This is a genomic window from Nocardia cyriacigeorgica, from assembly GCF_029868385.1.
Classification (GTDB): Bacteria; Actinomycetota; Actinomycetes; order Mycobacteriales; family Mycobacteriaceae; genus Nocardia; species Nocardia cyriacigeorgica_F.
The window spans coordinates 68,848-81,277 of record NZ_JARWNX010000054.1; the positions used below are offsets into that span (position 1 = coordinate 68,848).

At 69.1% G+C, this 12,430-nt stretch carries 3 protein-coding genes and 1 tRNA gene; 1 reads left to right on the forward strand and 3 read right to left on the reverse strand.

The window, feature by feature from the left end; genetic code table 11:
- Positions 1–5 precede the first annotated feature (5 nt).
- Positions 6–9,365: a fatty acid synthase subunit beta domain-containing protein gene (locus tag QH168_RS17100; protein ID WP_432421118.1), complete on the reverse strand. Its 9,360-nt coding sequence runs from the start codon at positions 9,363–9,365 to the stop codon at positions 6–8.
- 384 nt (positions 9,366–9,749) lie between these two features.
- Between QH168_RS17100 and QH168_RS17105 the strand changes: the two genes are divergently transcribed.
- Positions 9,750–9,831: transfer RNA gene (locus tag QH168_RS17105), tRNA-Leu, on the forward strand.
- 409 nt (positions 9,832–10,240) lie between these two features.
- Here the strand turns inward: QH168_RS17105 and QH168_RS17110 are convergent.
- Positions 10,241–11,185 (reverse strand): sigma-70 family RNA polymerase sigma factor, encoded by a 945-nt coding sequence (locus QH168_RS17110; protein ID WP_280235651.1) that lies wholly within the window; start codon positions 11,183–11,185, stop codon positions 10,241–10,243.
- A 10-nt stretch (positions 11,186–11,195) separates the two neighbouring features.
- On the reverse strand, positions 11,196–12,386 hold the full coding sequence (locus QH168_RS17115) for an NAD(P)/FAD-dependent oxidoreductase (protein WP_280235652.1): 1,191 nt from the start codon (positions 12,384–12,386) through the stop codon (positions 11,196–11,198).
- Positions 12,387–12,430: the final 44 nt, after the last annotated feature.

Genomic DNA, 12,430 nt, shown 5'->3' on the forward strand with positions numbered 1-12,430 from the left:
GCAGCCTACGGTGTGGCCTGCCCGGCGGCATCGGAACCGTCGGTAACCAGTTGTCCGGTCTCGCAACCGCGTCCACCGATCCGGTACAGACCGTCCGCGCCCAACCTCGCCGCCTCCGAGAGCAGCACACCGGCCTCGAGTCCGCGCACCTGCGCCGCGGGTGTGCCGTCGCCGCCGAGGCGACGGTCGGCGGGCCGCTCGTACAGCGGGGCGCCACCGCACATGGCCTCGACGATCCGCTGACGTCCGGCCAGCTGACGCTGCTCGGCCCGGCGCTGGTAGTCCTCACGCTTATCCGGGTCGATCGCCTGGACGAACGCCTCGGGATGCACCACCGCGAGCAGACCCGACACGTGACCGAAGCCGAGCGAGGTCACCAGACCCGCCTTGAGCGGGAACCGGTCGCCGAAGCGCAACGCCTCACGCGCCCACACCAGATGCGGGTAGTCGCGCATCTTCTCGTCGACGCAGTCCAGGCTCCGGTTCGGCGGCACCACACCGTTTTCCAGCACCTGGCACAGGCCGATCAGCTGGAACGCGGCCGCACCGCCCTTGGCGTGCCCGGTCAGGCTCTTCTGCGAGACGACGAACAACGGGGCGCCCTCCGAGCGGCCGATCGCGGTGGCGAGCCGTTCGTGCAGTTCGGACTCGTTCGGATCATTGGCCGCGGTGGAGGTGTCGTGCTTGGAGATCACCGCGATATCGTCGGCGCTCACACCGAGCTTGCGCAGTTCCGCGGCGAACCGGGATTCCCGCCCGCCACGGCCCGCGCCGAGCGCACCGAGCCCCGGCGCCGGGATGGAGGTGTGCACACCGTCGGCGAACGACTGCGCGTAGGCCACCACACCGAGCACCGGCAGACCCAGTTCCAGCGCGACATCACCGCGAGCAAGCAGCACCGTGCCACCACCCTGCGATTCGACGAATCCGCCGCGGCGGCGATCGTTGGCGCGGGAGAAGTACCGGTCGCTGATGCCCTTGGCGCTCATGGCCGCCGAATCGGCGGTGGCCGACATGTCACCGAAGCCGACGATGCCCTCGATACCGAGATCATCGAATCCACCCGCCACCACGACCTCGGCCTTGCCGAGCCGGATCTTGTCGACGCCTTCCTCCACCGACACCGCCGCCGTCGCGCACGCCGCCACCGGATGCACCATGGCGCCGTAGCTGCCGACGTAGGACTGCACCACATGCGCCAGCGCCACGTTCGGCAGCGCCTCTTGCAGGATGTCGTTCGGGCGCGGCTCACCGAGCAGGTTGTCGACGTAGAGCGAACGCATCGAGGACATACCGCCCATACCGGTGCCCTGGGTGTTGGCCACCAGGCTCGGATGCACCCAGCTCATCAGCTCGGCCGGGCTGAACCCGGAGCCGACGAAGGCGTCGACCGTGCAGGCGATGTTCCACAGCGCCACCCGATCCACCGAGGACGCCATATCGGCGGAGATGCCCCAGACGGTGGGATCCCAGCCGGTGGGGATCTGGCCGCCGACGGTGCGCGAGAGCTTCGCCTTGCGCGGCACCCGGATCTCGGTGCCCGCCTGGCGGGTCACGGTCCAGTCGCCGGATTCGGCGACCGGGGTGATCACCGTGTGATCGGGGTCGGCGGCGTGGAAAGCGCGGGCCTCGGCTTCGCTGCCGACGGTGAACGACAGGTCCTGATCGAGGAACACCGAGGTCATCAGCGGACCGGCATTCTCGACCATGGCGCCGTCGTCTTCGTAGCGGCGGATACCGCAGCGCGCGACCACGGCGTCGTGATACCGCTCGGCCAGCTCCGATTCGGGGACGTAATCACCGGATTCGGTGTCGTACCAACCGGGCTTGGGGTCGTTCTCCCAGGCCACCATGCCGGTGGTCCAGGCGAGCTCCAGCACACCGGCCGCCGACAGTTCGTCGGAGACCTCCATCTCGAAGCGGGTGCGCGAGGAGCCGTACGGTCCGAGTTCACCGGCGCCGACGATCACGACCATATCGGTGAGATCGGCGGTGACCGGGCCCCATTCGGGCACCGGAAGCGCGGAGGTCAGTGTCGGCGGTGCGGGCAGCGCCGGAATCAGCTGTGCCTCATCGGCGTTCGCATCGGCCGCAGCGGCGGCTTCCTCGGCCTCTTGCGCTTGTTTGGCCAGCGCGGGCAGATCGAGCTTGGCGCCGGCGAGGCCGCCGGTCAGGTCGATCTGCTGCGGGCCGTCGGCCGTGACCGCGCGGGCCCGTCCGGTGGCCCACTTCAGCAGCTCATCGGCCATCTCGTCGGTGGACCAGGTCTGCACGCCCGCCTGTTCGACGGCCTCGACCATCGGATCGTTATGACCCATCAGGCCGGTGCCGCGCACCCAGCCGATCAGCGCGTGCACCAGGGTGACCCGGCTCGACCACGATTTCTCGGCCCGCCACTTGGCGACCACGGCGTCCAGCGCGGCCTTCGCCTCGCCATAGGCGCCGTCGCCGCCGAACAGGCCGCGGTTGGGCGAACCGGGCAGCACCACATGCAGAGTGGCGTCGACGTCATGGTCGGCGCCGAGCTTCGACAGTCCGCCGATCAGCCGTTCGACCGACCAGAGCAGTACCCGCATCTCCATCTCGGCGCGGGCACCCGCATCGGACAGATCGCCCGCCACCCGCGGCGCCGCGAACGGGAACAGCAGGGTCGGGGTCAGCGCGTCCTTGGTCTTGATCTTGGCGCCACCGGCATTGTCGACCTGTTCGGTGCCGACCCATTCGATCAGCGCGTCGAGATCGGTGTAGGAGGCCATATTCGCCGGGACCACCCAGAGCGCGGCGCCGTTGCGGGCGTTATCGCGGTAGAGCCCACGGTAGAAGGCCAGGCGCTTGTCATCGAGGGACGAGGTGGTGACCACGACGGTGGCACCGCCACCCAGCAGCCGACCGGTGACGGCGGCGGCGATGGAGCCCTTGCTCGCACCGGTGACCACGGCGACATCGGCGGACCACACACCGGGTTCCTCGGTGCTCAGCGCGGCCTCGGCGATCCGGCCGTAATGGCCGGCCAGTACCGAACGGGCCTCGTGCATGGCACGCTGGCGCCACCAACCGGCCTGGGCGGCAACGGCTTCGCCCGCGCCGGTGAAGCCCGCCACGGACTGCTGCGCGGTCTCGGCGTCATCGCCCAGCCACAACCGGGCCAGATCTTCACGCGCGGTGGCCCAGCGATCGTCGATCAGCACCGCCTTGCGGGCATCGAAGGCGGGGGCGACCAGTCGCGGCCAGTCCGAACCCAATTCGGCCGACACCAGATCGACCAGACCGTCGTCGGTGGCCTCCGGCGCGGAGACCTGCTCGCTGAGGCCGAGCTGCTCGAGTACCAGGCGCGCGGCCGAGGCGAGCACACCGTCGCGGCCGGTGATCTGCTCGGTGAACTCGCCGAGCGCGGCGGCGTCCACCGTCGCGCCCCCGCCACCACCGGCGGTGGGCAGCGAAACCGAGATACCGCGTCGCGCCGCGACCGCCTGGACGGCGGCGTCGATGGCGGCATCGACCGCCGCGGCGTCACCGAGGGCGCCGGAGACGAGTCCGCCGAGGTCACCGCCGCGCACGCTGGCCCCCTCGCGGGTACCGAGCGAGACCTCGGCGGTGACATGGCTGGCCCAGCCGTCACCGAGTTCCCACACCTTCTTGACCCGATCGGCGATCGCCGCCGGCCGCTTACCGGACGGACCGAACACCTTGCGCAGGTGATCGCCGATGGCATCCGACAGCACCGAGCCGAACGGCTTGTAGGTACGGGCCAGCCGCTCGACGGTCGCCGACAGGGCGCCCATATCCGCATCCGCCGCACCGTCGATGGCGCCGAGCGAAAGCTCGGCACCGAGGTCGACCAGCAGCTGGTTGCGGCGGGAGGAGACGCCGTCGCACAGGCCTTCGATGGTGTCGACCGGACCGATCTGGTCGATGCGCAGCTTGGTCCACAGTGCGATGAGCACGCGGGTGGCATCGGCGGCGGTGAACACGATGTCGTCGGGGCGCGGACCGCCCGAGGCGGCAGGCGCGGCGACGGGCGCCGGGGCCGCGGTGGCAGCCGGTGCGGCAGCCGCGGTGTCGGCGGGCGCCTCATCGGGCTCGTCGACCGGTGCCGGATCGGTGTCGGTGGAGTACACGACACCCGATTCGCGCTCGATATTGAGCACCTCGACCGTGGTGGTGCCGAAACTCGGCAGCTTCAGGGTCTGGCTCGCCAGGTTCGCCACCGTCGGCGTCGCGCCGAGACCGATCTCGACGAACCGCTCCACCCCGAGACCGCCATGCGCGGTATCGGTGAACAGCAGGTCCTGGGTCTCGATCCAGCGCACCGGACTGGCGAACTGCCAGGCCAGCAGCTCGATCAGCACCACGCGGCACAGTTCGGCGGGCCGCTGCGCCCAGGAGTCGAAGTCGGCCAGTACCGCGGCCAGTGGCTCGGAGGGCACCAGCTCGGCGATCTCGGTGATGAACTCGCGCTCCAGCGAGAACGGCCGTGGCACCAGGTTCGGAATGTAGCGCCCGAGCAGAACGTCCGGGTTCAGATCCTGCGGCAGCAGCTGTTCGAGCTTGTGCCGGAACTCCGGCACACCCTCGCGCAGCACCGTCGAATGGAAGGGCACATCGATGCCGGGCACCAGGATGAAGGCGCGCTTACCGCCGAATTCGGTGCGGCGGCGGTCGATCTCGGATTCCAGATACTCGAGACCCGCCACCGTACCAGCGATCGCGTACTGCGAACCGCGCAGGTTGAGGTTGACCACCTCGAGGAATTCGCCGATCTGCTCGGACAGGCCGGATACGAAGCCGACCACCTCGTCGTCGGGCATCCCGAACTGCGAGGGCCGGATCGCGGCCATCCGGTAGTCGCTGCGGCCCTTGGCATCACGCGGCACCAGCTCGTGCATGGCCGAACCACGCTGGAACACCACCTCGAGCACCGCCTCCAGCGGCAGCACCCCGGCCACCGCGGCGAGCGCGTTGTACTCACCGACCGAATGTCCGGCCAGCAGCGCACCTTCCACGAAGGCGCCCGCCTCACGCAGTTCGGCCACCTGTGCCACACCGAGGGTGGCCATCGCGACCTGGGTGAACTGGGTCAGGTGCAGTACGCCGTCCGGGTGCCGATGCTCGACACCGCGTGCCTTGAGGTAGGTGGGGTTGTCGCGCACGACGGCGAGGATGGAGAAGCCGAGCGCGGCACGGGTGTGCTTATCGGCGCGGTCCCAGATCTGCTTGGCCGCTTTGGACCGCGAACGCGCGTCCAGACCCATGCCCTTGCGCTGGATGCCCTGACCGGGGAAGGCGTAGACGGTCTTGGGCGCCGCGGTCCGGCCGGTCGCGGTCATCACCAGATCGCCACCGGTACGGCAGGACACCTCGACGATCTCACTGCCCTGATCGACCGCGACGCGCTCGACGCGCACATCGATCTCGGCGCCGGGACGCACCATGCCGAGGAACCTGGTGGTCCACGCGGTCACCGTGCGGGCGGGCACCGAACTCTGCGGATCGACCGCCGACACCGCGTGCTGGGCCGCGGCCGACAGCCACATACCGTGCACGATCGGGCTGCCGAGACCGGCCAGCTTGGCGGCGGCATCGCTGGTGTGGATCGGGTTGTGATCACCGGAGACCGCGGCGAAGGCGGCCATGGTGCGCGGGGCGACGATGGTGACATCACGACGACGACGTCGCGGAGTATCGGTGACGCGCTCGGACAGCGAACCACCCGCGCGCGGCGGATCGGCCAGTTCACCGGAGCCGTTGCGACCACGGATCGCGAAACGCTCACTCAGCCGGGCCAGCGGGACCACATCGAGGCCCTGATCGCGCATCTCGCCGACCTCGACCTCGACCTCGACGACGCGGCCCATATCGGTATCGAGCACCGACGTCGATTCGGCGCGCACCACGAGAATGCTGGTGGAGGCGGGCAATTCGCGTACCAGCTCGATCCGGTGATCGAGATGCACCAGGTCGAGCATGCCCTCGATGACCGATTCGGCGGCCTCGGTGCGGGTGGCGCCGAGCACCGCGAACACCGCGGGCCAGCAGGCGCCGACCAGGACGTCGGGGACGGTGCGCCCGAGCGTGCTGAGCGTGCGCGGCAGACCGGAGCCGGTGACACCGGCGTGGTCGGCGATGAGATCGGGGGTCCAGGCCAGGTTGACGTGCGCGACGCGGCCCTTCACCTCGGGCAGCGACTGTCCGGCGGCCACCGCGAGCAGCGCGGACATGGCGGTATCGGCGTCGTCCGCGGTGACGACCGGCGCACCGCCGTTGTACACCGACACCGGGACGCTGATCCTGATGCGAACCACATTGCCCGCGTACAGCGGAACGGTGAGTTCGACGTAGCTGTTCTCGGCCACCGGACCGGTGGTTTCGACCAGCGTCGCGCCGGTGGGCGGATGAACAGCGCCCTGTCCGTCGACGGTCCAATCGGCCAGATCGCCGAGGCGGTGGATCGGGTTGATGGTGGTGCGCCCGGACCATTCGATGTCGGGTGCGGCCAGGACCACGTCGATCGTGCCCGAGGTCACCGACGCGGTGCGGCGCGCGTCGATCGCCGCCGGGACGACGCCAGCGCGGACCAGCGAGTAAGCGGTGTCCTGTTCGAAGCGATCGAGCAGCTCGCCGACCGGCTCATCGACCCTGGTGATACCGGCGACGGCCACCGTGCCGGGGATGATGCACACCTGATCGGCCGAATAGCGCGGATCGTGGGCCTGCCACAGCGAATCCGAACGCCACCAGCGGCGCACATCGGCGTCGACGACCGGAACGAAGTTCACCGGCTTGCCTGGTGTCTTGCACAGCGCGACGAAGAACGGCACATCGGCCGGGTGCAGCAGGGTGTCGGCGGCCGTCGGATACTGCTTACGCAGTGTGCACAGCGCGGCGACCGGGTGCTCCAGATCGTCGTCGGTGAACAGCGTCGCGATCTCGCCGCGGTCGGCGGGGTTGAGCCGGGATTCGGTGCGGCGCAGCATCTCCGCGAAGCGGTCGCGCCAGGTGATGTCGAGCCATACCGAGCGGGTGGCGTCGAGGATGGCTTCACCGAGATCGCTGCCGCAGTCGAAATCCTTGCGGCGGTCCAGGCCGACGGCCAGTTCGACGTAGCGCTCCAGCCATTCGATGTAGGTCATGGTGGCCAGATCGCCGAAGTATGGCTTGGCGGTGGCGTCGAGGGCGGCGATGATCTCCGCGCGGCGTTCGGTGACGGCGTCGCCGTCACCGGCGACCTCGTCGAGCAGACGTCCGGTGCGTGAAGCGGCGTTGTCGATCTCGTGGATATCGGCACCGAGCTGGCTGCGGCCAGAAGCCATCCCGCCGGTGGCGGTGCCGGCGCCGACCCAGTCCGGGGTGCCAGGGGTGTCCACCAGCATCTGCTTGACCTCGGGGGCGGTGGTGGCCTCGAGGGTCGCCATGGCGGCGGTGCCGACCAGCACACCGTCCAGCGGCATCTCCGGGTAGCCGTGCTCGGCCGACCAGGCGCCGGTCAGGTATTCGGTCGCGCGTTCCGGGGTACCGATACCGCCACCGACACAGACCACCACGTTCTCGCGGGCGCGCAGCTCGGCGTAGGTCTCGAGCAGCAGATCGTCCAGATCTTCCCAGGAGTGGTGCCCACCGGCCCGGCCGCCCTCGATGTGCATGATCACCGGGTAGCCGGGCACCGCGTCGGCGATCCGCAGCACCGCGCGGATCTGTGCCACGGTGCCCGGCTTGAACGCCACATGGGTGATCCCGGCCTCGGTCAGCTCCTCGACCAGCGCGACGGCTTCCTCGAGCTCCGGGATTCCGGCGGTGACGACGACACCGTCGAACGGAGCGCCCGCCGCACGAGCCTTCTGCACCAACCGCTTACCGCCGAGCTGAAGCTTCCACAGGTAGGGGTCGAGGAACAGCGAGTTGAACTGCACCGAACGGCCCGGGTGCAGCAGGGTCTTCAGCTCCGCCACCCGATCGGCGAAGATCTGCTCGGTGACCTGGCCGCCACCGGCCAGCTCGGCCCAGTGGCCCGCATTGGCCGCGGCGGCGACGATCTTGGCGTCCACCGTCGTCGGGGTCATGCCCGCGAGCAGGATCGGCGAACGACCGGTCAGCCGGGTGAACGCGGTCTCGACCACGATCCGGCCGTTGGGCAGCCGCACCGGGCGCGGCGCGAATGCCGACCACGGCTGCGCCACCTCGGGGGCCGCGCCGGGGGTCAGCAGGCTGCGCTGGCCCGCGCGGGTGGCCGCGGCGACGATACCGACGCCGGTGCCCTTCAGCGAACCGCCCGTCACGCGGGACAGCAGATCGCCGGGGCCGAGGTCGAGAATCCATTCGGCGCCGTCGGAAACCACACTGTCAACGGTCGCCACCCAGTCGATCGGATCGACCAGGATTTCCTGCGCCAGCGAGCCCGCGAGGTCGGCGTCGAGACCGCACTGGCCCGCCCAGCCCGTCACCAGGTCGACGGTGTCGGCCAATGCCGGGTGGTGGAAGGCGACATCGACGTCGATATCCTCGAAGACCGGCGCGAACACCGCACCGCCGCGAGTCTTGGCCTCACGTTCCCTGGTCTGCTCGGCGTGGATCTGCTCGCACCGCAACCGCACTCGCTCCAGCTGCGACGGAGTACCCGACAGCACCGCGCGCCGACGACCGTTACGAATCGACACCACCGCCGCGACCGCCGGATCGACGCCCTCGGACAGTTCGGCGACCACAGCGCGCAGCTCATCGGGGTCGACATTGGAGACCGCCACCATCGGCGAGCGATCGCCCACCGGCATCAGACCACGCCGCCGTGCGACCAGACCCGCTGCGGCGCCGATCAATTGGGCGATGGCGAGCAGTTCGGCGTCACGGGCGCCGCCCGCTTCCACCGCCGTGGCGGCCAGTCGGCCCTGCGAATGTCCGATGATCGCGGCGGGCGCGTGCTCGGCGGGGTCGAGGCCTTGCAGGCGCAGCGCGCGCAGTGCGGCGAGCTGGGTCAGCATCACACCCGGCATCGACACCGTCGCCGAGCGCAGCACCTGATCCGAAGGGGCCGCCGAGGTCTCGCCCTGGTCGGTGTCGACCAGTTCGTCCTCCAGCATCCAGCCGATCGGATCGAATCCCACCGGCCGCACCACCAGCAACTGCGCGGCAACGGGTTCGAGCAGGGCGGCGGCCTCGTTCACCAGCGCGGTGAGCTCGGGCTCCAATGCCGCGTCGCGGCCGATCTCCTCGAGTTCGCCCAGCCACTGCGCACCCTGACCGCCGAACGCCAGCGCATAGGGCGCTCCGTTCAGCAGACGATCCAGCAAGGGCGATCGCGTTCCGTCGGATGCGCCCCTACCCGCATGTGCGCGAAATCCGGTCCCGGCCGTGGTGCTCTCGTTGATCGTCAAGACGCTTCGTCTTCCTTCTCGTGGCGACATGCCGTCCGGGGATTGCCGCACATCCGTCGTGCGGGCACTCCTCACCCAACTGGCCCTGATATGGCGAGGATGGCACAAAATCATGAGGGAATCCTCACGTTTGTCTCGCGACCCTTCCGCTACCGTTCGGTATTTCTGCACGGACGTACCAGAAGGGCGAGAAACATGACTCGTCCTCATGTTTGAACCCGCAGGTCCTCCCGCTGTTTGCCTGGACGAAACATGAGTCCCCCTCATATTGTCCGTTATCTAATCGTTATAATCGCTGGTCGGGTTACTCGCGAGTACGCCACACCCCTACAGAGCTTCGCGATCGGCTCGCAGACCGGTAGAGTTTGCACGGTCGTACCATCAGCGCGAGTGGCGAAATTGGCAGACGCGCCAGATTTAGGTTCTGGTGTCCACGGACGTGGGGGTTCAAGTCCCCCCTCGCGCACAGACCCGTGTCATCGGTGGCACATTCCCGTGCTGTGCGATTCGTATGCACTCGTACACGCGGAAGGTGATTGCTGCTCACCGATTCCGACCTGCGGAAACCTGCGCTCTGTCGTCCGGTGGGGCGCTCCTGACCTCTTGGCGAGAGTATGCGGACCTGCGGTGGTGACCGACGATCTCTCCGATCGCCCACCACAAGGCGTTCTCCCGACCTTATCCATGGCGCGGGCCACATTCCCCGCACCATTCCCAATGCTGACAACAACCTGCGCATCCGACTGCCACGCCACTTCGCAGCGAGCCCCATCGCGGCGGCGAAGGTGGGATGCGCACGAATCACCGCGTGCGCGCCGACGACCGGGTGATGTGTGTGCCGGCCCGCCGACGTGAGACCGATTGTCGGACAGTCGTTACCACGACTGGACCAGTGGGGCCGCATGCTCGCGCCGCTGCCACTCCGCGGTGAGACGAGCGAGTCGGTGCGGGGCCGCGATGCTGCGTACGCCGGCGATCTTGTGGCCGTGGACTTCGAGGATCGCGATGCCGACGACCCGGCCGTCGAGGGTGAACACCATGGCCGGACACCCGTTGACCACGGCAGCGTGGATCGAGGGTGAGCCGCCGGCGAGTCTGCGCTTGGAAGCGGACGGGCGCAGGCCCGCGCACACCGCGGCGGCGAGCCGCTGCGGGGTCGGGAACCGGATCAGCGTTCTGGCCGAGCCGCCGGCACCGTCGGAGACGCCGGTCGCGTCGTCGGTCAGCAACGCCACCAACCGTTCGGTCCGGCCCGAGGAAGCGGCATGGACGAATGCCTCGACGATCCGGCGCGCGGAGGCGATGTCGATGTCGACATCACGGGAGTGGACCACGCCGGTGATACGCCGCCGGGCCCGGTGCGCATGCTGCTGACTCGCGGATTCGGTGATGTCGAGGATCTCGGCGATATCGGCGTGGCTGTAGGAGAACGCCTCGCGCAGCACGTATACGGCCCGCTCGGCCGGCGAGAGCCGCTCCATGAGGGTCAGCACCGCCAGCGTCACCGATTCGCGTTGTTCGACGGTGTCGGCCGGGCCGAGCATGGGGTCACCGTCGAGCAACGGTTCGGGCATCCACGCGCCTATCGCGCGTTCGCGCCGGACCGTCGCGGAACGGAGCCGGTCGAGCGCCAGGTTGGTGACGATCTTGGTGAGCCAGGCTTCGGGGACGTCGACGTAGTTCCGATCGGCGGCCTGCCACCGCAGGAACGCATCCTGCACCGTGTCCTCGGCGTCGGCTGCCGAACCGAGGAGGCGATAGGCGAGCGAGGCCAGCCGATCGCGACTGGCCTCGAAGCACGCGACGGCGACAGCGTCCATGAACACGACACTATGCGGCGACCACGCCGGGTGAATGTTCCGCGACAACGGTCAGGCGGTACCGGTGACTCGGCTTTCCCACCGTCGGATGACGGACGCTCCACGCGGCGGTCCCGAGGATCGCCGATTTGACGCGCGCGGCTTTCCGGCCGCGTAGGGCCCCTTGCTTCGATCGCCCGTCCCCGTCGACCAGCTGGAAGATCCCGTCCCTGCGGCCGAGGCTGATGTGGTTGCCGATATACGACAGCGAAGCCGGTGCGATCGTGCGACCGGTCCGATCCCCGACGATCGAGGCAATCGCCTGCTTGCTCGTGGGTCCGGCCGACGCGCACGACATCGGATACGGCAACCCGTTGTCACCGATGACGAAGACGCTGTCACCGGCGGCGTAGACATCCGGGTGCGAGACCGATCGCATCTGACGGTCGACGGTGATCTGGCCGTTGGGTTCCACCGCGAGGCCACTGGCGGCGGCAATCGGGTGGACAGCGAAACCCGCGGCCCACACGGTCGCGTCGGAGCCGAAAACGGTGCCGTCGGCGGCGACCGCGGCCGACGGCTCGACGCACGTGATGGTGGTGTGCTCGTGGATCGCGATATCGAATCGGTCGAAGGCACGTAGCAGATGGCGGCGGGCCTTCGGGCCCAGCCAGCCGCCCAGTTCACCGCTGGTGGCGAGGCTGAACCGAAGTCCCGGGCGGGATTCGGCGAGTTCGGTGACGGCCTCGATCGCCGTCAGATTACCGCCGACCACCAGTACATTCCCGTCCCCGCTCAGCTCGTCCAGGCGAGCGCGCAATCGCAGCGCCGCCGGCCGCGCCGCCACATGGAACGCATGCTCGACGACACCGGGAACGCCATGGTCGGCGGCGGTGCTGCCGAGCGCGTACAAGAGCGTGTCGTAGTCGAGCCGGCCGGTGCCCTGCTCGTCGGCGAGGGTGACCGTCCGGTTCTCGACGTCGAGCCCGGTGATCCGCGCCACCCGTAGCCGGATACCGGTGCCCGCGAATACCTCGGCCAGCGGCCGATGGCGCAGATCCTGCCCGGCGGCGAGCTGATGCAGACGCAGCCGCTCGACGAAATCGGGCTCGGCGTTCACGACGGTGATCTCGAAATCGTCGGAGTGCAGTTGGCGGGCCAGATATCCGGCGGAATAGGCGCCGGCGTATCCCGCCCCGAGTACGACGATTCGGTGCTTCATGGTTCGCTCCTGTCTGGTTCGTCTGCTACCTGAACGAGACAGCC